This window comes from Streptomyces sp. NPDC058691 (assembly GCF_042714775.1).
Lineage (GTDB): Bacteria > Actinomycetota > Actinomycetes > Streptomycetales > Streptomycetaceae > Actinacidiphila.
Genome location: NZ_JBHXSO010000043.1, coordinates 55,884 through 78,298, shown reverse-complemented (window position 1 = coordinate 78,298; position 22,415 = coordinate 55,884). Strand labels below are relative to the sequence as shown.

The window sequence follows — 22,415 nt, the reverse complement described above, 5'->3', positions numbered from 1 at the left end:
TGCCCGGCCAGGGCCAGGGCGGCGCGCAGCCGCCCGCCGGACCGCCCGGCGAGTGGCGCCCGTGGCGCTTCCGCATGTCCAACGACGTGTGGGGCACGCCCGTCGTCTCCGGAGGCCGGCTCTACGTCACCTCCTTCGAGGTGCACGCGCTCGACGTCGCCACCGGGCGGCGGCAGTTCAAGACCCGTGACGTGGCGTGGACGATGGCCGTCTCCGAGGGCCGCATCCACGGCTCCGACGGGCCGAGCCTGTACGCCCTGGACGCCGCCGACGGCACCGAGCGGTGGCGTACCGGGGTCGACGGCTGGATCTACTCGCTGCGGGCCGACGCGGGCAGCGTCGTCACGGGCACCCGCGGCGGCGGCGTCCGGGTCTGGGACGCGGCGAGCGGACGGCTGCGCTGGGAGCGCGGCGGCGCGCAGACGGAGTTCGAGACCCCCGAGTCGGGGCCGAGCATCACCGGCGGCGTCGTCTACTTCCACGGCGGCGGCCGGCTGCACGCGCTGGACGCCGCGACCGGCACCGAGCGGTGGTCGTACCCGACCGGCGACCTGGGCGCCATGCCGACCCGTCCGGTCGTCGCCGACGGCACGGTGTTCGCGACCGCCGGCAACCGTGTGGTGGCGCTCGACGCCCGCAGCGGCGCCGAGCGGTGGCGCTTCGACGCCCCCGCGGTGATGTTCGGGCCCCCCGCGTACGTCCCGGGTCCCGGCGTCTCCGGCGGCGGCGTCTACGTCGCCGACTACCTCGGCACCGTCTACGCGCTCGACCCCGCGGACGGGCGCGACCGCTGGCGCGTCGCCACCGAGCAGCGGCAGAGCGTCGAGCCGGTCCTCGTGACCGGCGGCTCCGTCATGCTCGGCGCGGGCAGCGCGCTGTACACCCTCGACGCGGTCTCCGGCACCCCCAAGTGGCGCTTCGCGGCGCAGGGCGAGATCGTCGGCTCGCCCGTCGTCGCCGACGGCCGTGTCCACTTCGGCTCCAAGGACCACTGCCTCTACACCGTCGACGCTGGCGGCGGCCAGCTGCGCTGGAAGCTGGAGACGGGCGGCGAGATCACCGGCTCCCCGGTCGTCTCCGACGGCGTCGTCTACGCCAGCAGCAAGGACCGCTGCGTCTACGCGCTCAACGCGGTCAAGGGCACGGAAGCGGCCACCCGCCGCGCCTGAGGCGCCGTGCGGCCGCGGGCGGTTCGCCCGCCGGCCGCGGTGCCGCATCGGTCCGCCGCTTGATGAGCGGCCGTCGCTGCCTCACACGGAAGGGGCGGGCGACGGCCGCCGTTACGCAACCTACGCCTCACACGCCACAGGCGCCACGCGGGAGGCGGGCGGCGGGCGCCGCCCTCGGCCGGATGCGGTGTGGCGCATCGGGCCTCGGCGGCACAGGGAATTCCGGCCCCGCGCATCCTGGGGCCTCGCCGCCCGGCCTGCCGAATGTCCGATCCGCCCGTTACGTAAGGGCGGTGTGGGGAGTTGCCCTTTTCGGTACGCGGACGCGTCCCGCACCCACGAAGGGACACAACGTCATGGCAACACCCCGGCAGTACGAGCACGAGCAGGCCACGGCCAGCCAGGGGCAGCCGGGCCCCGTTGTGCTCCCGCAGCGGAGGGCCGCCGCCATTGACCCGTCACCCGTGATCGACGCGGGCCGCCTCGCACGGCTCCCCCGTGGGCTCGGCGACCAACTGCGGCGCACCCACAACATCTGACGCGCGGGCGGCGCCCGATGTCCCGGTCACGCGCCGGGAGTTGGGCGCGGATATGCGAATGTCCCTCGCGCCGGAGCGGGAGGGACATCCACGGCGGCCCGCCGAGGTCAGGGGGTGCCGAAGTTGTCGGGCGAGACGATGGTCTGGTGCCAGTTGTCGGGCGAGACGATGGTCTGGTGCCAGTTGTCGGGCGAGACGATGGTCTGGTGCCAGTTGTCCGGGCTGTCCGCGGCGGCGGCCGGGACGGCCGCGGCGAGGAGTCCGGCCACGATGGCGGCGAGGACGACGGTGGCCTTGCGTACGAGTTGCACGACGCCTCCAGGGGAGAGACCGGGCGCACGGCCCGGCGGTCACTTGCGTACGGGTGGTGCCGTTGAGGACCTTAGGCCACACGTGTCACTGGAACGAACAACTCCGTTGTGAATAAGCCGAGTTGATGCGGCGACCCATGATTCCCCGCGACACCGGGACCGCCGGCACCCGGCGCACGACAAAGACCGACTGCGGCGCCCCCTCCGCGCCGCAGTCGGTCCGTGATGCCTTCGTGCTGTCCCCCCGGGTGACACCCCCCCGGTGCGTCACCCGTCGTACTCCCCGCTGGTGGTGCGATCCCCCGTGTCCCCCCGTGCCCCTCCGTGGGTCCTCGGGCCGATGGCTCCGTATCTCCCCCCGGAGACGGAGAATCAGTCCGAGTGCCAGTTGTCGGGCTTGATGGGGGTGTCTTCCCCCTTGGCGGCGGGCTGCTCGTCGGTCTCCGGGGAGACAACGACCTCCGCCTCCTCCTCTGCGGTGCCGGCTGCCTCCGGCGTGGACTCGCTCATCTTGTCTCCTTATCCAGGGAATTCGGCTGCGAGATGCCCGCCTGGCAACGACCCCCGTGCGCCACCAGGCGGGCGGCTCTCGCAGTGATGGAATCGTGGCAGCTGCCGATAATCAACCGATAAACGGATCGGTTGATGTCCTGTAGCAGTGGTGTTGCAGCTACCGGACGTCAGACCGCGACAGCCGGCGTGACGGGCCCTGAGAGCAGGCGGCGCACCGCCTCCGCGGCGGGGGACCCGAGGGCGGTCAACTCGCCGAGGGCGTCGTGCCAGCAGGCCCGGGCGCGGTCGGTCTGGCCGATGCCGTTGAGGGCCTTGCCAAGGACGGTGAGCGCATTGGCGCGGCGCAGCGCGCCGCCGATGTCGCGCAGCAGGGTCAACGACTGCTCGGCCAGCGAGGCGGCCTGGCGATGGCTGCCGGAGGCGAGATGGACTTCTGCCATACGGAAGAGCGTCATGCCCTCCCAGAACTGCTGTCTGGCGTCCCGGAAGACGTGCAGGGCCTCCGACAGGCGGGCGAGCGCCTCGTCCAGCCGTGCGGCGGCGGTCAGTGCCATCGCCAGGGCGTACAGGCCGTTGCCAAGACGGAACCCCGCTCTCAGCTCGCGATAGATCACCAGCGCATCCTCGGCCGAGCCGATCGCGGCCGGGATGTCGCCGAGCTCGATCTGCGCGCGGGACAGATTGCTGAGCGCCGCCGCACCCCCGTGCCGGTTCCCGTCGGCCATGAAGGCCTCAAGGGCGGCCGTGTGGTAGGTGGCGCATTCCTCGAAGCGACGTGTGGCCAGCGCAACCATGCCGCGGAGATTCGGCGCGTAACTGCCGGTGAGCGGGTCCCCGGCGGCGAGCCCGAGCACCAGGGCCCGTTCCGCCTCGCGGTCGGCGTTCTCGAACCGGCCCGTCAGCCAGTTCAGCTGGCCGAGCAGTACGCGTGCCCGGCCCTCGACGAGCGTCTCGCCGCAGGCGCTCGCCGTGGTGACCAGGGCACGCGTCGCCTGCTCGAATTGGCGCGCGTAGATGCCGGATTCCATCAGGTCCTGGGCGGTGAAGAGCAGGTCCACGCCGCGCCGCATGGGGCCCTCGCAGCCGTCGCCCGCGGCCTGCTGGACGGCGGCGAGCAGGCTGGGGGCCTCGTTGAAGAGCCAGTCGAGGCCCTCCTGCCGGGAGGCGAAGGCCAGGCCGGGGCGGCCGACCGGGCTGAGGTGGTCCAGGACGCGGTCGCCGGGGTTCTCCAGCTCGTACGTGCGGGCGGCCGACGCGAGGTAGAAGTCGAGCAGCCGGGACAGGGCGGCGCAGCGGGCGTCGTCGCCCTCGTGGCGTTCGGCGCAGTCGCGGGCGTACAGGCGCAGGAGGTCGTGGAAGCGGTAGCGGGCGGGCCCGGCGGACTCGATGAGGCTGATGTCGACCAGGGCCTCCAGCAGTTCCTCCGCGTCGTAGACGTCCATGTCGAGGACGGCCGCCCCCGCCTCGAGGGAGATGTCCGGGCCGTCGGCGAGGGCCAGCAGGCGGAAGGCGCGAGCCTGTTGCGGGGTGAGCTGGCCGTAGCCGAGTTCGAAGGTGGCCTTGACGGCGAGGTCGCCGGCCTTGAGCTCGTCCAGGCGGCGGCGCTCGTCGCTGAGCTTGCGGGCGAGGAAGGCGACGGTCCAGGTGCGGCGGGTGGCCAGACGCGAGGCGGCGATGCGGATGGCGAGCGGCAGGAAGCCGCAGGCGGCGACGACGTCGAGAGCGGCCTGGCGTTCGCCGGCGACGCGCTCCTCGCCCACGATGCGGGTGAAGAGCTGCAGCGCCTCCTCGGGGCTCATGACGTCGAGGTCCACCAGATGCGCCCCGGCCAGGTCGACCATCCGGGCGCGGCTGGTGATCAGGGCGGCGCAGCCGGGCGTGCCGGGCAGCAAGTGGCGTATCTGGGCCGCGTCGTGGGCGTTGTCCAGCAGGGCCAGCACCCGCCGGCCGGCCAGGGTGGTGCGGTAGAGGGCGGCGCGGTCGGGCAGGGAGTCGGGCATGGCCGCGTCGGTCACGCCGAGCGAGCGCAGGAAGGAGGCGAGTACCGTCTCCGGCTCGGCGGGGCGGGGGCCGGTGCCCTGGAGATCGACGTAGAGCTGCCCGTCGGGGAAGGCCCCGGCGACGGCGTGGGCGACGTGCACGGCGAGGGTGGTCTTGCCGACTCCGCCGATTCCGGCGACCGCCGAGACCGCCATCACGCCGCCGTCCGCGGAGGCGGCGGCCAGGCGGTCGCCGAGTTCGCGGACGAAGGCGGCCCGCCCGGTGAAGTCGGCGACGGTGGCCGGGAGCTGGGCCGGGCGCACCGGCTCGACGGCCGACTCGGCCAGGGGCGCGGGCGGTGGCAGCAGGGCGGGGTCGGCCTCCAGGATGCGCTGGTGGAGGTAGGCGAGTTCGGTGCCGGGATCGACGCCCAGCTCGTCGCCGAGCAGTCTGCGGGTGTCGGCGAAGACGCCCAGCGCCTCGGCCTGCCGCCCCCCGCGGTACAGCGCGAGCATCAGCAGGGCGCGCAGCCGTTCGCGCAGCGGGTGCTCCGCGGACAGTACGGTCAGCTCGGAGACCGCCTCGGCGTGGCAGCCGGCCTGGATGTCCAGGTCCAGGCAGGTCTCGGTGATCTGCAGCCGCCATTCCAGCAGCCGGGTGCGCTGGGTCTCGGCGTACGGGCCCGGCAGTCCGGCCAGCGGCTCGCCGTCGAACAGCGCCAGGGCGCGGCGCAGTTCGGCGCGGGCCGCCGCCAGGTCGCCGGTGGCGCGGGCCTTCTCCGCTTCGGACTGGTGCTGTTCGGCACGGAAGAGGTCGAAGTCGTCGACGGGGTGCAGGACGTAGCCGCCGTCGACGGTGGCCAGGGCGTCCGGTCCCAGGGCCTTGCGGAGCCGGAAGGCGTAACTGCGCAGCGCGGCCAGGGCGGTGGGCGGCGGCTCCTCGCCCCACAGGGCGTCCACCAGCTCCTGGGCGGTCGCGGGACGGCCGCCGCGCAGCAGCAGCGCGCCCAGCAGTGCCCTTTGCTGGGGTGGGCCGGGAGGGACGGGTTGTCCGCCGCGCCAGGCCCGCACCGGGCCGAGGACCGCGAAGCGCAGCGCTCCGCCGGGGTCCTTACCGCTTCCCATGCCTGCCCCCAGGTGCCGACTGCCGTTCGCGAACAGTGCGTATATCGATCGTTCATCGCGAACCGGAACAGTGTCCGCAGACGACAGTTCCGTTGTTTCGGATCTGCCGACTGTGCCAGTTTGCCGTGCCGACCTGTTCGCGGTCACCTATGGGTGACTTTCGGGGGGCGCGCTCTGAGGGGTTGCGGGGAATGTTCGCCGTCTTTTCGCATGATCTGTGCTCATATGCCTTTGGTGTAAACGACGTTCCGCGGAGGGGGGTGAAGGGCCGCCGATGTGCTCACGATGTGGTCGGGAGGCCGTGAGCGGTGCCCGGGCCGGGATCAGTGGCTCCACGGTGAGCGTGTACCGCCTGCCCGGCCCCGCGCTGCGCCGCCGCGCGGTGCGGCAGCCGGAGGGCCGCCCCCATGTGCCGTACGACTGCGACTTCGCCGGCCTCGACCGGCGCGCCCGCGCGGTCGCCGCGGGCCTGGGCCGCCTGCTGCCGCCCGGCAGCCGCGTGCTGCTGGACTACCCCGAGGGCGCGGACCTGGCCGGTGCCTTCTACGGCTGCCTGTACGCGGGCATGGCGGCGGTGCCGCTGGTCGCGGGCGGCCCGGACGGGCCGGGGGCCGTCGCCGAGGCCGTCGAGCGGTGCCGCCCCGCGGCGGTGCTGACGGGGGGCGACGCGTGGACCGCGCTGGCGGTCGACCGCACCCGCACCCAGGTCGTCGAGGCCGACGGCCGCCGCATGGGAGGGGAGCCGGTGTCCCGGCTGGCCGGGGAATGGCGGCCGGTGGGGGTGCTGCGCACCGCGCCCGCGTACGAGCGCTATGTCGCCGACGGACTCGGCGGGGGCCGCATGGAACCGGCGCTGCGCCACGGCGACCTCGCGGACGTCGTGGGTGAGCTGTCCTCCGCGGCCGGCATGGGCACCCCGGAGGACAGCCTCGGTTGGATCGCCTCCGTCCACGGCCTGGAGGACGCGGTCTGGCGCATGCTGCTGCCCGTCCAGGCCCCCCGCGGTCCCAGGCCGCTCGGCCTGGTCTGACCCGGGGCCGCCCGGCCGGCCCGGTCCGGCTTCGTCCCGCTCCCCGGCCGGCCGGGGAGCGGGCGGGAGTTCGCCCGCTGTTCGCCCGGCGGTCGAGACGTGCCGAGCGGCCGCCTGATGGGCTGGTCCCGCACAGCGGGAGGAGCGCGGCCGATGGGTCTGATCACCGAGTTGTGGCTGGCCGGCGAGGTTCCGGCCCGCGACGGCCTGTACCGGGCGGACGGCACGGCGTTCGACGCGCACATCGACGGCCCGCGGCTGTCGGCGTTCCGCATCGGCGAGCCCTTCGACCTGGCGGCGCTGCTGGCCGGGAGCCCCGGGCTCGTCACGTCGGCCGACCCGCACCCGCGCGGCACCGCCGAACTCCCCGACGGAACGGGGTATGTGTGCTGCGGCGACGGCTCGCTCGGCTCGGAGGGATTCTTCGCCCGGCTGGACTCCGACGGCGACCTGATGTGGGTCGTCGTGCTCGGGCAGTCCAACCCCTTCGTCCTCGCCCAAGCCGAAGGACCGCACGCCACCTTCACCAACAACCTGGGCCACGCCCTCACCGTGGACCTCACGGCCCCGGTGTTCGCACGGCGTTGACCTCCGGGGGGTGGCTACCGCGTTCCGGAAGAGGCATTCGCACCGTTTTCGCAGCACTGCGGGACTCCGGTCACCCAAACGCCAACGTCAGCTAACGGGTCAGAAATTGACGATTCGATTCCGGCCGCTACCATGCTGGCGCATGACGGTGCGGAAGGCGCGGCGGCGACCTCGATCGATCCTCAGAGCCCTCCCCCGTCCCCTGCCGGGGTGGCGGACCATCCGGGGCCGGGTGGCGGTCGTCCTCGCCGTTCCCACCTGCCTCCTGCTCGCCTTCGTCGGGCTCGCCGTCGAGCTGCGCGCCGAGGACTACGGCGACGCCCGCACCACCCGCTCCGAGGTCGAACTGTCGCTGCGGCTGCGCTCCCTCGTGCACGAGCTGCAACTGGAACGCGGCCTGACCAACGGCCTGCTGGGCGGTGAGGCCCGGTACCGCAAGCCGCTCGACGCCACCCGCAAGCACGTCGACGTCCAGTTGCGCGCCCTGCGCGACGAGGGCGCCATCGAGGACGTGATCCGGACGCGACTGGGCCGGCTCACCGCTACGCGCGAGGACATCGACGCCGACAGCGCCGGCCGGGACGCGGCGATCACCTTCTACACCTACGCCATCGCGGGCCTGAACGCCGTCGACCCGGCGGCCGGGACGGTCACCCGCGGCGACCGGGAGTTGCGCGACGGCGTCGCCGCGCTCCAGGCGCTGGCCGAGGCCAAGGAGGCACTCGCCAACGAGCGCAGCTCCCTCAACGGCGTCTTCGCCTACGGCGCCTTCCGCCGCGCCGAGTACCTGGAGTTCATCCAGGAGCGCGCCGTGCGCGTGGCCGCGATCGAACGCTACCGGCAGGTCGCCACCACCAACCAGCGCATCCGTCTGGACCAGGCACTCGGGACCGTCGCCGCCAACGACGCCTTCACCTACGAGCAGTTGGCCGAGCGCGGCGTCGACGGATCGCGCCTGAACGTCGACTCCCGGTCCTGGTGGAACGACACCGGCACCCTCAACGACGACCTGTACACGGTGCAGCTCGAGGTCGGCGCCGAGGTGAAGGCCCGTACCCGGACGCTCAGCGACGAGGCGGCCGGCTCGCTCACCCTCTACGTGGTCGTGGGCGTGCTCATCCTGGGCCTCGTCAGCGCCGCCGCGGCGCTCGCCTCCCGTTCCATCACGCGCCCGCTGGCGGCCCTCGCCGGCGGCGCGGACGACATCGCCCGCCGGCGGCTCCCCGAGGCCGTCCAGCGCATCCAGCAGGCCCGTTCCAAAGGCGCGGCCCCACCGGAACCCGCCGAGCCCGCCGGTGTCCGGGTGCGGCACGGCGCGGCCGAGATCGCCGAGGTCGCCGCCGCCCTGCGCAACGTCGAGCGCACCGCCCTCGACCTCGCCGCGGAACAGGCGCGACTGCGCGGCAACACCACCGAGTCGCTGGCCAACCTGGGCCGCCGCAACCAGGGCCTCATCCGCCGCCAGCTGGGCCTGATCACCCGGCTGGAGAGCCGGGAGCTCGACCCGGACGAGCTCGCCGAGCTCTTCGAACTGGACCACCTGGCCACCCGCATGCGCCGCAACGCCGAGAGCCTGCTGGTCCTCACCGGCCAGCACACCGCCCGGCCCACCGCCCGCCCGGCGGCCGCGCTGGAGGTCGTCCGGTCCGCGGTCGCCCAGGTCGAGCAGTACCGGCGGGTGATGGTCGCCCAGGTGGAGCGCGCCTCTCTGCGCGGCCACGTGGTCTCCGACGTCGCCCACCTGCTGGCCGAACTCATCGAGAACGGGCTGACCTTCTCCCCGCCCGAGGAGTCCGTCGACGTGCACGGCTGGCGCGACGAGGCGGTGGGGGAGTACTGCTTCGCCGTCGTCGACCACGGTGTCGGCATGAGCCCGGCCGACCTCCAGCGGTCCAACGCGCTGCTCGTCGACAGCGGCGACGAGATCTTCCTGTCGGCTCCCACTCGCTTCCTCGGCCACCACGTCGTCGGCCGGCTCGCCCGCCGCCAGGGCATCGAGGTGCGCCTGTTCGACACGCCCGAAGGGGGCGTCTCCGCCCTGGTGATCCTGCCCACCCGGCTGCTCGCCCCCGACGAGGAGGAGCCGCCGCCCCCGGCGCCGAAGCCGGGCATCTCGGTGCTGCTCAACGCCTTCCGGGCCGGAGTCGCCCGCGCCGAGACCGGTTCCCCCTCCGCACCCGCCCGCGGGGCCGCCCCCGATCCGGCCCTGTACAGAACCAAAGAAGGAACGCCATCGTGACCACCGCCGTCCAGAGCTTCGGCTGGCTCATATCCGACTTCGTACGGACCACGGACGGTGTCACCGACGCCGTCGCGGTCTCCTCCGACGGCCTGCTGATGGCCGCCTCCGAGCGCCTGACCCGCGACCGCGCCGACCACCTGGCCGCCGTCGTCTCGGGCATCACCTCGCTGGCCCAGAACGCGGCCACCGCGCACGGCTTCCACGGCATGAAGCTGGTCATGATCGAGATGCTGGGCGGCTTCATGATGGTCGGCCGTATCCGTGACGGCAGCTGCCTCGGCGTCCTCGCCGGCGAAGGGTGCGACATCGGCCTCGTCGGCTACGAGATGTCCGTGCTCGCCGACCGCGCCGGCGAGCTGCTCACCCCCGCCCTCGTCACCGAGCTCCGCAACGCCCCGGTCGGCGCGGCGGGCTGACCCGCCCCTCCAGGGGTTCCGCGGACGGCCGGGGGCGGCCCTCGCGCGCCCCTGGTACGACCCGTGTCGCGGCCCCGCGCGCCGCGCGAAGGGCCTACGGTCGAACCGCACACGGGAGGTGCGACGACGCCATGCGGATCGCCACGACGATCTTCCTGACCGACCACTCCGTCCCCGCCGTCCGGCTCGCCCGGGAGCTGGAGGAACGCGGCTTCGACGGCCTGTACCTGCCGGAGCACACCCACATCCCGGTCAGCCGGCGCACCCCGGCGCCGATGGGCGACCCCCTGCCGCCGGAGTACGGCCGCACCCTGGACCCCTTCGTCGGGCTCGCCGCGGCGGCGGCCGTCACCGAGCGGCTCGGCGTGGGCACCGGGATCACCCTGGTCGCCCAGCACGACCCCATCGTGCTGGCCAAACAGGTCGCGAGCCTGGACTTCCTGTCCGGCGGCCGGTTCACCCTGGGCGTCGGCTTCGGCTGGAACGTGGAGGAGGCCGCCGGCCACGGCGTCGACTGGCCCCGCCGCCGCGACCTGGTGCGCGACCGGATGGCGGCGATGCGGGCGCTGTGGGCGCCGGAACCCACCGCCTACCAGGGCGAGTACGCGAGCGTCGAGGCGAGCCACGCCTGGCCCAAGCCGGTCTCCGGCTCCCGGCCCCGCACCCTGGTCGGAGGCGCCGCCGGGCCCGTGCTGTTCCGGCACATCGCCGAGTACGCGGACGGCTGGCTGCCCATCGGCGGCAGCGGGCTGAAGGAGAGCCTGCCGGGGCTGCGCCGCGCCTGGGCCGAGGCGGGCCGCGACCCGGCCGGCCCCCAGGTCGTGCCCTACGCGGTCCGCCCGAACCCCGGCAAGCTCGCCTACTTCCGCGATCTGGGGCTGGAGGAGGTCGTGCTGCAACTGCCCTCCGCCGGGACCGCGGACGTACTGCGCGCGCTGGACGACCACGCGCGCTATCTGTGAGGTCTCAGAGGACGCCGGCCAGTTCCTGCTGGAGCCGCCGCTTGGTGCGCGCCCCGACCGCGGACCACACCGGCTCGCCGTCCCGGAAGACCATCAGCGTCGGCACCGACAGGACGCCGTACGTGCTCTGCGCCCACGGGTTGTGGTCCACGTCCAGCCGGACGACCTTCAGCCGCCCCTCCTCCTCGCCCGCCAGCTCCCGCAGCACGGGCTCGATCTGACGGCACGGTGGGCACCAGTCGGCGCCGAACTCCACCAGCACCGGTACCCCGGCCCGCAGCACCTCGGCGGCGAACGTCTCGTCGGTCGCCTCGGCCGGCGGTCCCGCGGACGGCGTTGTCATCCTCGCGGTCATCGCGTACTCCCCTCGCAGGTGAACTGACAGCGCGGTTGCGGAGCCGCCGCCGACTCGGCCCGGGACAGCTGCTCGGCGATCCGGTCCCGCGCCTCGGTGAGCCGGGCGACGTAGTCGTCCAGCTCCGCGAGCTTGCGCCGGTAGACGTCGATGGAGGCCGGGCACGAGTCCCCTTCGGGGTGGCCGGCGCGCAGGCAGTCCACGAAGGGGCGGGTGTCCTCCAGCTCGAAGCCGAAGTCCCGCAGGAGCTGGATCTGCCGCAGCAGTCTCAGGTCCGCCTCGTCATAGGCCCGGTAGCCGTTGCCGGTGCGCCGGGCCCGGAGCAGTCCGAGCGATTCGTAGTACCGCAGGGCGCGCGTGGTGGTGCCGGCCTGTTCGGCGAGTTCTCCGATCCGCATGCCCCGACGGTAGACCTTGACGCCGACGTCAAGGCCAGCGCCGAAATTCCCGTCCGGGGGCGACCGGCCCGGTGATCTATCCGACAGCGCCCACCGACGGAGGGCGCACCTATGCTCGGAGAATGACGCACACTCCGCCCACCGCCAACAGCATGCGCCGTGCGCTCAAGCGTGCCCGTGACGGCGTCGCACTCGACACCGCGGAAGCCGCGGTGCTCCTCCAGGCCCGGGGGGACGACCTGGCCGGACTGATGGAGAGCGCGGCCCGGGTGCGGGACGCGGGGCTGGAGGCGGCGGGGCGTCCGGGCGTCATCACGTACTCCAAGAGCGTGTTCATCCCGTTGACGCGGTTGTGCCGGGACAAGTGTCATTACTGCACGTTCGTCACGGTGCCGGGCAAGCTGCGCCGCGCGGGTCACGGGATGTTCATGTCCCCGGACGAGGTGCTGGACATCGCCCGCCGCGGCGCGGAACTGGGGTGCAAGGAAGCCCTGATCACGCTCGGGGACAAGCCGGAGGACCGTTGGCCGGAGGCCCGGGAGTGGCTGGACGCGCACGGCTATGACGACACCCTGGCGTATGTGCGGGCGATGTCGATCCGGATCCTGGAGGAGACCGGGCTGCTGCCGCACCTCAACCCGGGCGTGATGAGCTGGACGGACTTCCAGCGGCTCAAGCCGGTCGCGCCGTCGATGGGCATGATGCTGGAGACCACGGCTACCCGGCTGTGGTCCGAGCCGGGCGGCCCGCACTACGGCTCGCCCGACAAGGAACCGGCCGTGCGGCTGCGGGTGCTGGAGGACGCCGGGCGCAGCTCGGTGCCGTTCACCAGCGGGCTGCTGATCGGGATCGGCGAGACGTACGAGGAGCGGGCGGAGTCGCTGTTCGCGCTGCGCCGGGTCTCCCGTTCGTACCACGGCATCCAGGAGCTGATCATCCAGAACTTCCGCGCCAAGCCGGACACGGCGATGCGCGGCATGCCGGACGCGGAGCTGGACGACCTGGTCGCCACCGTCGCCGTCGCCCGGCACATCATGGGGCCTGCGGCGTGCCTCCAGGCGCCGCCGAACCTGGTGGACGCCGAGTACGCCCGGCTCATCGGCGCCGGCATCGACGACTGGGGCGGGGTCTCCCCGCTCACCCCGGACCACGTCAACCCCGAGCGTCCCTGGCCGCGGATCGACGAGCTCGCCGCGCACTCGGCGGCGGCCGGCTTCACGCTGCGTGAACGCCTGTGCGTGTACCCGGAGTTCGTCACCCGGGGCGAGCCGTGGCTGGATCCGCGGCTGCTGCCGCACGTGACCGCGCTCGCGGACCCGGAGACCGGGCTGGCGCGCGAGGACGCGGTGGTGGAGGGCCGCCCGTGGCAGGAGCCCGACGAGGCCTTCACCGCGACCGGCCGCACCGATCTGCACCGCAGCATCGACACCGAGGGCCGCACCGGCGACCGGCGCGAGGACTTCGACGTGGTGTACGGGGACTGGGAGGCGCTGCGCGAGCAGGCCGCGCCGGGCCTGGTCCCGGACCGTATCGAGGCCGATGTGCGCACCGCGCTGTCCGTCGCCGCCGATGATCCGGCCAAGCTCACCGACGCCGAGGCGCTGGCACTGTTCCACGCCGACGGCGCCGCGCTGGACGCGCTGACCGGGATCGCGGACGACGTGCGGCGTGACACCGTGGGCGACGAGGTGACCTATGTCGTCACCCGCAACATCAACTTCACCAATGTCTGCTACACCGGCTGCCGTTTCTGCGCCTTCGCGCAGCGGCGCACCGACGCCGACGCCTACACCCTGTCCCTGTCCCAGGTCGCCGACCGGGCCGAGCAGGCCTGGCAGGTCGGCGCCACCGAGGTGTGCATGCAGGGCGGCATCCACCCCGACCTGCCGGGCACCGCCTACTTCGACATCGCCCGCGCGGTCAAGGAACGCGTGCCGGGCATGCACGTGCACGCCTTCTCCCCGATGGAGGTCGTCAACGGCGCCACCCGCACCGGCATGTCCATCCCCGAATGGCTGGCCGCCGCCAAGGACGCCGGCCTGGACTCCATCCCCGGCACCGCCGCCGAGATCCTCGACGACGAGGTCCGCTGGATCCTGACCAAGGGCAAACTCCCCACCGCCACCTGGATCGAGGTCGTCAAGGCCGCCCACGCCCTGGGACTTCGCTCCTCGTCCACGATGATGTACGGGCACGTGGACCAGCCCCACCACTGGCTCGCCCACCTGCGCCTGCTCGCCCGAATCCAGCAGGAGACCGGCGGCTTCACCGAGTTCGTCACCCTGCCCTTCATCCACACCAACGCACCCGTCTACCTCGCCGGCATCGCCCGCCCCGGCCCCACCGCCCGGGACAACCGCGCCGTCACCGCGATGGCCCGCCTCCTGCTCCACCCGCACATCACCAACATCCAGACCAGCTGGGTCAAACTCGGCGCGGACGGCGCCGCCGAGATGCTGCGCTCCGGCGCCAACGACCTGGGCGGCACCCTCATGGAGGAGACCATCTCCCGCATGGCGGGGTCGAGTTACGGCTCCTACCGCTCCATCCGCGACCTGGTCGCCATCGCCGAGGCGGCCGGCCGCCCCGCCCGCCAGCGCACCACCACCTACGGCGAGGTCCCCACCGAACGCATCACCGCCGGCCTCGCCTCCGACGGCCACCTCCCCGAACTCCTGCCGGTGCTGGAGGACTGACCCCGCGCCCCCGCTCCCGCTGTCGGCCCGGCATCTGCGCGGAGCGCCTCCGCGAGTGACTGACCACATTCCGTTCGTGGTCGGGAGCCGACCGTTCGTGGTCGATTACAGTGCTGGCGGCAGCGGCGAAGGAGGCAGTGGCATGGCCGGGGCGGTATGGGGGCGTGACGAGCAGCAGGACTTCCGCAGCCGGGTGCGCGGATGCCTGCTCGGGGGCGCGATCGGCGACGCGCTCGGCGCCGGCATCGAGTTCGACTCCCTCGCCGCCATCCGCGGCGCGCACGGTGAGAAGGGCGTCACGGACTACGTCCCCGCCTACGGCCGGCGCGGCGCGGTCACCGACGACACCCAGATGACCCTCTTCACCGTCGAGGGGCTGATCCGCGCCCAGGTGCGCCGCGACACCGGCGCCTGGCACCCGCCCACCGACATCCACCGGGCGTATCTGCGCTGGGCCGCCACCCAGAGCGACTGGGGCCCCGACGAACGCCGCAAGGACATCGGCTGGCTGGCCCGCGAGGAATGGCTCTACTCCCGGCGCGCCCCCGGCCGGGCCTGCCTCACCGGACTCGGCGACGACCGCATGGGCACCCTGGACCGGCCGAAGAACCCCGCCTCCAAGGGCTGCGGCACCGTGATGCGCTCCGCGCCCTTCGGACTGCTCGTCGGGTGGGAGCCGCAGCTCGTCCTGCAACTCGCCCTCGAATGCGCCGCGCAGACCCACGGCCACCCCACCGGGGTCCTCGCGGCCGGTGCCTTCGCGGTGATCGTCCACGGACTGGCCCGCGGTGAGTCACTGGACGGCGCCGTGCAGCACGCCCTCGCCCTCATCGCGCGGCGCCCGGGGAACGAGGAGACCTCCGCCGCCCTGCGGGCCGCGCTCGGGGCGGTGCGCCAGGGCCTGCCCGACGCGACGCGGGTGGAGGCGCTCGGCGAGGGCTGGACCGCGGAGGAGGCGCTCGCCATCGGCGTCTACTGCGCCCTGGTGGCCGACGACATCCGGCACGGCCTGCTGCTTGCGGTCAACCACTCCGGCGACAGCGACTCCACCGGCTCGATCTGCGGCAACCTGCTCGGCGTCCAGCACGGGGAGACCGCCCTGCCGCCGGCCTGGCTCGCCGAGCTGGAGGGCCGCGGCACGATCCTCCAGCTCGCGGACGACTTCGCCATGGAGATGACGCAGGCCCCGGCCCTGCACGGGCCGGGGGGCGTCTCGGCGGCGTGGCTGGAGCGCTACCCCGCCGCCTGATCCGGACGGGGAACGGCCCGGCGTCCCGGCCTCAGGCCGTGGCCGGCGTCTCGGGCAGCGCCTCGGCGGCCGCGCCGTCCTTGCCGTCGCCGTCGCCGTCCGAGTTGATCCGGGCCAGGACGGCGTCCCGCTCCGGGGTGTCCTCGGGCTTGATGAAGCCGATGAGCACGTACAGGACGAGCGAGACGGCCAGCGGTGTCACGATCTGGATCTGCAACTGCACGCCGTCCAGCCCGTAGTTGGTCAGCCAGAAGGCGAACAGCCCGGCCGCCCAGGACACCAGCGCCGCGGTCGGGCCGGACTTACGGAACGGCCGCAGCAGGCCCAGCATGAACGGGATGGCGATCGGGCCCATCAGTCCGGCCACCCACTTGATGACGACGGTGATGATGTCCTTGAAGGCCGGCGAGTTGACCTGGGTGGCCACCGCCATCGACAAGGCGAGGAAGGCCACGGTGGTGACCCGGGCGGCGAGCAGCCCGGCCCGCTCGTTCCAGGACCGCGCCGCCTTGGACACCGCGGGCGCGATGTCGCGGGTGAACACCGCGGCGATCGCGTTGGCGTCGGAGGAGCACATGGCCATCGTGTGCGAGAAGAAGCCGACGACGACCAGGCCCAGCAGGCCGTGCGGCAGCAACTGCTCGGTCAGCAGCGCGTAGGAGTCGGAGGCGTCCGGCTTCTGCGCCTGCACCAGCAGCGGGGCGACCCACATCGGGAAGAAGAGGACCAGCGGCCAGACGAACCACAGCAGCGCGGAGAGCCGGGCCGAGCGGGTGGCCTCGCGGGCGTTGGCGGTGGCCATGTAGCGCTGCGCCTGGTTCCACATGCCGCCGTTGTACTCGAAGGTCTTGATGAACAGGTACGCCAGCAGGAAGGTCAGCGTGTACGGGCCGGCCGTCGGGGCGGTGTGGTTGTCCGGCAGCTTGTCCCACACGGTCCACAGCCCGCTGACGCCGCCGATCTTCCCCAGCACCGCGACCAGCATCGCCAGTCCCGCGAGCAGCTGGATGACGAACTGCCCCAGTTCGGTGAGGGCGTCGGCCCACAGGCCGCCGACCGTGCAGTAGACGGCCGTGACGGCGCCGGTGATGAGGATGCCCTGGTTGAGGGAGACACCGGTGAAGACCGACAGCAAGGTGGCGATGGCCGCCCACTTCGCGCCGACGTCCACGATCTTCAGCAGGACGCCGGAGACGGCGAGCGCCTGCTGCGTGGGCACGTTGTAACGGTTCTTCAGATACTCCAGCGGTGAGGCCACATGAAGCCGGGAACGCAGCCGGTTGAGCCGCGGCGCGAAGAGGTTGGCGCCGATGGCGATGCCGATGGCGATCGGGAAGGACCACGTCACGTACGAGGTGACGCCGTAGGTGTACGCGATGCCGGCGTAGCCGGTGAACATGACCGCGCTGTAGCCGGACATGTGGTGCGAGATGCCGGACAGCCACCACGGCATGCGGCCGCCGGCGGTGAAGAAGTCGCCGACGTTGTCGACACGCTTGTGGGACCACAGGCCGATGACGACCATCACGCCGAAGTACGCGACCAGTACGGCCCAGTCGAGACTGTTCATGCCTTGTTGCCCCCTTCAGGGGTCCGCCTTGTGAACGGGTGCGTACTTCGCCGGTACGTCCGTCGCGGGGCGGCGCCCCAGATTGAACCGCGCGGTGGGGGCATGGTCAAGACCAGTCGCGTTCAAGAGTATGAACTGCGATCAGATGGCAGAATTGTTTTACTTGTTCTTGACCTTACTTGACGTTGTCGTGAACACGTCTGGCAGCTCACGATTGGCGGGTACTTCGCCGGAACGACCCGTTGTTCTCCCCTGGTGGCCTCCGCCGGCCGGGGAGTGGGGTGTCGGCCTGGAACGCCGTCGGGGCCGGGCTCCCTGTCCGGGCGGCGCGCGGCCGGGCAGCGGTCCGCGTGGACCGGCTCCGCCCGGGGAGGAGGGCGGAGGGCGCGGAACGCAGTGAGCCCCCTCGGCCAGGACGGCGTGCCGGTCGAGAGGGCCCGTACGGGTACTGCGGTGGTGCTCAGTCCAGGTCGAAGGCGCCACGGCTGACGTCCGTGACGAATGCCGACCAGGCGTCGGGGGAGAAACCGAGGGTAGGGCCGTCGGGGTCCTTGGAGTCGCGGACGTCGACGGCGGAGAGGTGGCGGGACGCGACCTCGACGCAGGCCCCGTTCCCCTGGGAGCGCGAGGACTTGATCCACGCCTTGGTGTTTCCGAGCTGAATAGCCATGATCGCTCCGAGCTTTCTCTTTCGTGCAGCTCTGACGTGATCGAAGCTACTCGCCAACATCACCGGCCACAGGCGCCGTTACCTCCAACGGGTGGCATATTCCAAATTCACCTTCCGCCTTGCGGCAACGCGGGTGTAGGGTTCCGGCCCGCCGGGCCCCCACGACCATGACGCACCGTCAGCGGGCGTATTCCTTGGCCGCGTCCGCGATGAACAGACGGCTCGCCTCGGCGCTCAGCGCCTGCGCCCTCAAGTGCTCGTACATGACGCTGTAGCCGTGCACGTCGGTCGGCTTCTCCAGGTAGAGGTCGCTGGTGACGCCCTCGATGTAGACCACGCTGGAGTCGGTCGCGTCGGCGAACTCCAGGATCGCGAAGTTCCCTGACATGCCCGGGTGCGCGCCGGCGTCGTAGGGCAGCACCTGCACGGTCACGTGCGCCTGGCCGCTCATCTGGGTCAGATACTCCAGCTGTTCGCGCATCACGTCCTTGCTGCCGACGACGCGGCGCAGCGCCGACTCGTCCATGACCACCCAGAAGCGCAGCGGGATGTCCGGGTCGGTGACGCGTTCCTGCCGGCGGAGCCGGATCTCGATCCGCTTCTCGATCTGCTCGGGGGTGGCCTCCGGGAGGGTGCCCTCGATGACCGCGGCCGCGTAGTTCCGGGTCTGCAACAGGCCGGGCACCACCAGGGAGTCGTAGACGCGCAGCGACTCCGCCTCGGTCTCCAGGCCGATGTAGACGCTGTACGGGACGTCGCCGAAGGCGTGCCACCAGCCCTGCTGGCGCGACTCGCGGGCCATGTTCATCAGGGAGTCGACCAGGCGGGCGTCATCGACCCCGTACACACCGCACAGGTCGCGGACGTCGCGCTGGCTGATGCTGCGACGGCCGTTCTCCAGGCGGCTGATCTTGGACTGCGAGACGAGCAGCCGGGCCGCGACCTCCTCGGCCGTCATCCCCTTCTGCTCGCGCAACTTGCGCAATTCCGACCCGAGTCGGCGACGCCTGACGGTGGGATTGACGTTGGCGGCCACGGGATGCGCACCTCCGGTTGCGAGCGGCTGCTGTTCTGCGCTGAGTTCCGCGCTGACGTGTACTGCTGGTCAGCAGACTGCCACTATCGGTCATCCCACCGCTGGGAAATGGTCGTATGCTGCGCTCTTCAAAAGAGCGGACAAACGGCAGCGGCACGCGGGGCGAGGGCCGGCCGGACCGGTTCCTCGTCCCGCGCGCCGTGGCGCACCGGTGGTGCGGTGGTGCTGTTGTCGGTGCCGGGGCCCTGACCCGGCACCGTGGGTTCAGCGAGCGCCCGCCCGCACCATTCCGTGGCCCGTGGCCTGGTCCGGTGCGGGGCGCCCCTGGCCGGGGGCGCGTTTGGGCTGTGCCGCGGCACCGTTCTGCACGTCCATCACGGCGTGCGCGACGAGGCCGCCCATGGGGTCGTACCGGATCAGGTCACGCAGACGCGATCGCGAGGACCGGCCCTCGTTGCCCGGGTACAGATGCTTGCCGAGGCCCACCGCATGGGCGATCGCGGCGAGGGCGGCGGTCCGCGGGTCCGGTGGCACACCGGTGCGGATCGCGCTGTCCAGCCGGGCCCTGATCTCCCGGCTGACCTCGCTGTCGGTCGCCTGATAGCGCGTGGTCGGCAGCACCCCGCACATCTGACCCGGTACGGCATGCACCATGCCGCACCGCTCCAGGTGCGCGAGATACGTCTGGCGCAGCCCCAGGCGGGGCCCGCCGATCCAGTGGACGGCGCGCACCGGGCTGCCGCGTCGGCGCAGCAGTTCGAGCGCGGAGTCCAGGGTCGGATCTCCTGTCGGCCGTGGGTGCACCACGGCGATACGATCCCCGTCAGGGGCTATTCGTCCTGCGAGGGCCAGCTCCACTAGCTGGGCCCCGGCAAGACCGAGGTCAAGAGACTGCGGCTGCGCCGTGGTACCCGTGGCCGGGTCCAAGGCGAGCAGCAACAGCTCCTCCGGAAGTGTTCTGCGGCTCCTGCCCATCCATGCCTCCCCGCGTGGATGAATGACAGGGTGACGCCTCTCACACCGGCCTGTCGAGAGCGCCTTGCCCGTTCGTGCGGGAACCGACTCATATGTCGTTTGCGTCTTGGACCGGGGCGGCGCCGCCGTGGGGGCGGCCGAGGCGCCCCGTCGGCGGGTCCCTCGGAGGCTGATCGGCCGGGGCCTGGAAACTGGTGTAAGGGTGAGCGGGGCGCCGCGGCGGCGTCCCGCACGACGTGTGGAGGAGGTCTGCGTGGCGGGCGAGTCCCCCGGCAGGGCGGATCAGCAGAAGTCGTCGGGGGAGGCGACCGGGCGCGGGGCGGTGGATCCGAGGCTCGCCGTCTTCCGAAGGGAGCCGGCGGAGGCGTCGCCGGGCGCCCCGGAGCCCGCGCCGGAGCCGCCCTCGGCGGACGGTGCGGACGCGGAGGCGGAACCGGAGCGGCGTAGTTCCGGTACGCCGGACGGCGGAGCGGAAGCGGACGACGTGGCGGACACGACTGCGCCGGACGCCGAGGACGCCTCCCCGGCGGCCGACGGTGAGGCGCCCGCGGAATCCCGTACCGACGACGCAGGCGCGTCGGCGGCCCCGGACGACGGGGGCGCCGCCGGCGCCGAGCCCGCCGACGACCCCGAGGACGCCTCTGAGGACGCCCCTGAGAGCGCCGCGGAGGAAGCGGAGGCCGACGGAGGCCCCGACGAGCCTGAGGACGGTCCCGAGGCCGCCACAGCGGCGTCTGAGGAGTCCGCGGACGAGGCGGACGCCGAAGAGACCGCGGAGGACGACGAGGCTCCTGCCGAGGACGGCCCCGAGGACGGCGCCGAGGTCATCGAAGAGGCCGACGAGGCCGAAGAGACCGCCACCTCATCCGCCGGCGACTCCGACGCCCCCTCCGGCGACCGCGATTCCGGCGATGTCAACGGCGGAGGGGGCGCGTTCGGGGGCCCCGGAGGCGGTGTCCGCACCGCCGAGGGCACCCTGACGCTGCGTGCGCCGCGCGCGGACGGCGCGGACGCTCCGCCCCGGGAGGGAACGCTCACCCTGAGGGCGCCCGGCGCACCGGCTGTCACACCGGCCGCCGCACCCGCTGCCGCGTCCGCCGCCGCACCGGCCCCCGCGCCGGGGAAGAGCAGGGTGGAGGAACCGGCCGAAGCCGGTAAGCCCGCCGCACGGCCCACCGCCGCCGCCGCGCCCGTGGCGACGCCCGCCCGGCCGGGCGGAACGTTTGTCCCGCTGGTCGGCGACGACCGGCCGGCCGAGGGCCTGGGCTCGCGCACCAAGCAGATGCCGCTCCCGCCCGAGCCGGACGAACCGCTCAAGCTGCTGGCGGAGCTGACCAACACCCCGCCGCCGGCGCAGACCCCGCTGCGCACCACCTGGCGCCGGGTGAAGATCTGGACGCCGCTGGTGCTGCTGCTGGCGGTGGTCTTCGTGCTGGTGCAGGCGCTGCGCCCGCTGCCCGCGCCCGCGCTGACGCTGACGGCGAAGTCGTCGTACACCTTCAAGGGCGACGAGCTCTCGCTGCCGTGGCCCGCGGAGGGCCAGGCGGTCGTGGAGGCCGAGGGCCTGGGCCGGCTGGGCGCGTTCGGCAAGGAGAAGCCCGTGCCGATCGCCAGCGTCGCGAAGGTCATGACGACCTATGTGATCCTGCGCGACCACCCGGTCAAGAAGGGCGGCAAGGGCGAGACGGTCCCGGTCGACAAGAAGGCCGAGGAGCAGTTCGTCAGCGGCCAGGCCGAGCAGGAGTCCGTGGTCAAGGTGACCGAGGGACAGAAGCTCGGCGAGTACGAGGCGCTGGAGGCGGTCATGCTGCCGTCGGCGAACAACGTCGCGCGCCTGCTGGCCCGTTGGGACGCTGGGTCGGAGGCGGCGTTCGTGAAGAAGATGAACGCCACCGCCAAGCAGCTCGGCATGCGGAACACCCACTACACCGACCCCAGCGGCCTGGAGGCGACCACCGTCAGCACCGCGAGCGACCAGGTGAAACTGGGTCACGCCGCGATGAAGGACCCGGTGTTCGCGGAGATCGCCACCAAGATCCAGTACACGGACCTCAACGGCGACATCCAGAAGAACTACAACCAGCTCGCCGGCTACGACCATGTCGTCGGCATCAAGACCGGCACCAGCACCAAGGCCGGCGGCAATCTGCTCTTCGCTGCGGTCCGTGAGATCGGCGGCACCAACCAGCTGATCGTCGGCGCGATGCTCGGGCAGCACAAGGCGCCCATCATCGACACGGTGCTCGACCGCAGCAGCACCCTGCTGCAGGCCGCCCTGTCCATCCTCACCTCGGACACCGTGATCAAGAAGGGCGACGTCGTCGGCTACATCGACGACGGCCTCGGCGGCCGGACCCGCGTCGTGGCCACCAAGGACGTCACCGCGATCGGCTGGACCGGGCTGAAGGTCGACATCTCGGTGGTCGGGGCCAAGAGCGGCATCCCGCACAAGGCGCCGGCCGGAACGACGATCGGCACCCTCACCGTCGGCAACGGCGACAGCAGCGTCAAGGTCCCGGTCGCGCTCGAACGCGACCTGACCGAGCCCCCCTTCGGCTCGAAGCTCACCCGCCTCGGCTGACGGGGCCCCCG

General features: G+C 72.6%; 19 protein-coding genes. 10 read left to right on the top strand and 9 right to left on the bottom strand.

The annotated features are described in order from the left end of the window. Window positions 1-1,169: PQQ-binding-like beta-propeller repeat protein (locus tag ACFWVC_RS27230; protein ID WP_384291782.1), on the top strand; the 1,169-nt coding region annotated here is incomplete at its 5' end. A 356-nt stretch (window positions 1,170-1,525) separates the two neighbouring features. Continuing rightward, window positions 1,526-1,708, top strand: coding sequence for a hypothetical protein (locus tag ACFWVC_RS27225; protein ID WP_384291777.1), 183 nt, complete (start codon window positions 1,526-1,528; stop codon window positions 1,706-1,708). Window positions 1,709-1,815: 107 nt separating this feature from the next. On the opposite strand, the gene ACFWVC_RS27220 is transcribed toward ACFWVC_RS27225, so the two are convergent. The 3 genes from ACFWVC_RS27220 to ACFWVC_RS27210 form a co-directional block, all read right to left on the bottom strand. Next, window positions 1,816-2,019 (bottom strand): hypothetical protein, encoded by a 204-nt coding sequence (locus tag ACFWVC_RS27220; RefSeq protein ID WP_384291772.1) that lies wholly within the window; start codon window positions 2,017-2,019, stop codon window positions 1,816-1,818. 372 nt (window positions 2,020-2,391) lie between these two features. After that, a complete protein-coding gene (locus ACFWVC_RS27215; protein ID WP_384291767.1) occupies window positions 2,392-2,529 on the bottom strand; it encodes a hypothetical protein in 138 nt (45 codons plus the stop codon). Between the two features lie 170 nt (window positions 2,530-2,699). Next, complete coding sequence (locus tag ACFWVC_RS27210; RefSeq protein WP_384291762.1) at window positions 2,700-5,636, bottom strand: BTAD domain-containing putative transcriptional regulator; 2,937 nt, start codon at window positions 5,634-5,636, stop codon at window positions 2,700-2,702. A 301-nt stretch (window positions 5,637-5,937) separates the two neighbouring features. On the opposite strand from ACFWVC_RS27210, the gene ACFWVC_RS27205 reads away from it, so the two are divergent. From ACFWVC_RS27205 to ACFWVC_RS27185, 5 genes are all read left to right on the top strand, one after another. Continuing rightward, on the top strand, window positions 5,938-6,666 hold the full coding sequence (locus ACFWVC_RS27205; RefSeq protein WP_384291758.1) for an AMP-binding protein: 729 nt from the start codon (window positions 5,938-5,940) through the stop codon (window positions 6,664-6,666). 153 nt (window positions 6,667-6,819) lie between these two features. After that, window positions 6,820-7,254 (top strand): hypothetical protein, encoded by a 435-nt coding sequence (locus ACFWVC_RS27200; protein WP_384291755.1) that lies wholly within the window; start codon window positions 6,820-6,822, stop codon window positions 7,252-7,254. Window positions 7,255-7,396: 142 nt separating this feature from the next. Beyond that, entirely contained in the window at window positions 7,397-9,493 is a 2,097-nt protein-coding gene (locus ACFWVC_RS27195) for a nitrate- and nitrite sensing domain-containing protein (RefSeq protein WP_384291748.1), read from the top strand. Beyond that, a complete protein-coding gene (locus tag ACFWVC_RS27190) occupies window positions 9,490-9,912 on the top strand; it encodes a roadblock/LC7 domain-containing protein (protein WP_384291743.1) in 423 nt (140 codons plus the stop codon). Before ACFWVC_RS27195 ends, ACFWVC_RS27190 begins: the two co-directional genes overlap by 4 nt. Before the next feature lie 131 nt (window positions 9,913-10,043). Then, on the top strand, window positions 10,044-10,874 hold the full coding sequence (locus ACFWVC_RS27185; protein ID WP_384291738.1) for a TIGR03619 family F420-dependent LLM class oxidoreductase: 831 nt from the start codon (window positions 10,044-10,046) through the stop codon (window positions 10,872-10,874). Between the two features lie 4 nt (window positions 10,875-10,878). On the opposite strand, the gene ACFWVC_RS27180 is transcribed toward ACFWVC_RS27185, so the two are convergent. Together ACFWVC_RS27180 and ACFWVC_RS27175 are read right to left on the bottom strand one after the other, a co-directional pair. After that, complete coding sequence (locus ACFWVC_RS27180; protein ID WP_384291732.1) at window positions 10,879-11,229, bottom strand: thioredoxin family protein; 351 nt, start codon at window positions 11,227-11,229, stop codon at window positions 10,879-10,881. Then, entirely contained in the window at window positions 11,226-11,627 is a 402-nt protein-coding gene (locus tag ACFWVC_RS27175; protein ID WP_384291727.1) for a MerR family transcriptional regulator, read from the bottom strand. Before ACFWVC_RS27175 ends, ACFWVC_RS27180 begins: the two co-directional genes overlap by 4 nt. Before the next feature lie 122 nt (window positions 11,628-11,749). On the opposite strand from ACFWVC_RS27175, the gene ACFWVC_RS27170 reads away from it, so the two are divergent. Further along, window positions 11,750-14,323, top strand: coding sequence for a bifunctional FO biosynthesis protein CofGH (locus tag ACFWVC_RS27170; protein ID WP_384291722.1), 2,574 nt, complete (start codon window positions 11,750-11,752; stop codon window positions 14,321-14,323). A 142-nt stretch (window positions 14,324-14,465) separates the two neighbouring features. Next, window positions 14,466-15,572 (top strand): ADP-ribosylglycohydrolase family protein, encoded by a 1,107-nt coding sequence (locus ACFWVC_RS27165; RefSeq protein ID WP_384291718.1) that lies wholly within the window; start codon window positions 14,466-14,468, stop codon window positions 15,570-15,572. A gap of 31 nt (window positions 15,573-15,603) precedes the next feature. Here ACFWVC_RS27165 and ACFWVC_RS27160 read toward each other — a convergent pair whose 3' ends face one another. From ACFWVC_RS27160 to ACFWVC_RS27145, 4 genes are all read right to left on the bottom strand, one after another. Further along, a complete protein-coding gene (locus ACFWVC_RS27160) occupies window positions 15,604-17,142 on the bottom strand; it encodes a sodium:solute symporter family protein (protein ID WP_384291714.1) in 1,539 nt (512 codons plus the stop codon). Between the two features lie 460 nt (window positions 17,143-17,602). Beyond that, a complete protein-coding gene (locus tag ACFWVC_RS27155; protein WP_384291709.1) occupies window positions 17,603-17,812 on the bottom strand; it encodes a DUF397 domain-containing protein in 210 nt (69 codons plus the stop codon). A gap of 178 nt (window positions 17,813-17,990) precedes the next feature. Next, window positions 17,991-18,848 carry a helix-turn-helix domain-containing protein gene (locus ACFWVC_RS27150; RefSeq protein ID WP_384291706.1) on the bottom strand — a complete coding sequence of 286 codons (858 nt, stop codon included), beginning with the start codon at window positions 18,846-18,848 and terminating at the stop codon, window positions 17,991-17,993. Between the two features lie 264 nt (window positions 18,849-19,112). Beyond that, complete coding sequence (locus ACFWVC_RS27145) at window positions 19,113-19,823, bottom strand: GPP34 family phosphoprotein (RefSeq protein ID WP_384291701.1); 711 nt, start codon at window positions 19,821-19,823, stop codon at window positions 19,113-19,115. A 253-nt stretch (window positions 19,824-20,076) separates the two neighbouring features. Between ACFWVC_RS27145 and ACFWVC_RS27140 the strand changes: the two genes are divergently transcribed. Then, window positions 20,077-22,404 carry a D-alanyl-D-alanine carboxypeptidase gene (locus tag ACFWVC_RS27140; protein WP_384291696.1) on the top strand — a complete coding sequence of 776 codons (2,328 nt, stop codon included), beginning with the start codon at window positions 20,077-20,079 and terminating at the stop codon, window positions 22,402-22,404. Window positions 22,405-22,415 lie beyond the last annotated feature (11 nt).

Coding starts and splice junctions, on each gene's coding strand:
- ACFWVC_RS27155 (WP_384291709.1), bottom strand. CDS start 17,812: ATGGCTATTCAGCTCGGAAACACCAAGGCGTGGATCAAGTCCTCGCGC.
- ACFWVC_RS27175 (WP_384291727.1), bottom strand. CDS start 11,627: ATGCGGATCGGAGAACTCGCCGAACAGGCCGGCACCACCACGCGCGCC.
- ACFWVC_RS27145 (WP_384291701.1), bottom strand. CDS start 19,823: ATGGGCAGGAGCCGCAGAACACTTCCGGAGGAGCTGTTGCTGCTCGCC.
- ACFWVC_RS27180 (WP_384291732.1), bottom strand. CDS start 11,229: ATGACCGCGAGGATGACAACGCCGTCCGCGGGACCGCCGGCCGAGGCG.
- ACFWVC_RS27165 (WP_384291718.1), top strand. CDS start 14,466: ATGGCCGGGGCGGTATGGGGGCGTGACGAGCAGCAGGACTTCCGCAGC.
- ACFWVC_RS27210 (WP_384291762.1), bottom strand. CDS start 5,636: ATGGGAAGCGGTAAGGACCCCGGCGGAGCGCTGCGCTTCGCGGTCCTC.
- ACFWVC_RS27195 (WP_384291748.1), top strand. CDS start 7,397: ATGACGGTGCGGAAGGCGCGGCGGCGACCTCGATCGATCCTCAGAGCC.
- ACFWVC_RS27170 (WP_384291722.1), top strand. CDS start 11,750: ATGACGCACACTCCGCCCACCGCCAACAGCATGCGCCGTGCGCTCAAG.
- ACFWVC_RS27160 (WP_384291714.1), bottom strand. CDS start 17,142: ATGAACAGTCTCGACTGGGCCGTACTGGTCGCGTACTTCGGCGTGATG.
- ACFWVC_RS27185 (WP_384291738.1), top strand. CDS start 10,044: ATGCGGATCGCCACGACGATCTTCCTGACCGACCACTCCGTCCCCGCC.
- ACFWVC_RS27225 (WP_384291777.1), top strand. CDS start 1,526: ATGGCAACACCCCGGCAGTACGAGCACGAGCAGGCCACGGCCAGCCAG.
- ACFWVC_RS27200 (WP_384291755.1), top strand. CDS start 6,820: ATGGGTCTGATCACCGAGTTGTGGCTGGCCGGCGAGGTTCCGGCCCGC.
- ACFWVC_RS27215 (WP_384291767.1), bottom strand. CDS start 2,529: ATGAGCGAGTCCACGCCGGAGGCAGCCGGCACCGCAGAGGAGGAGGCG.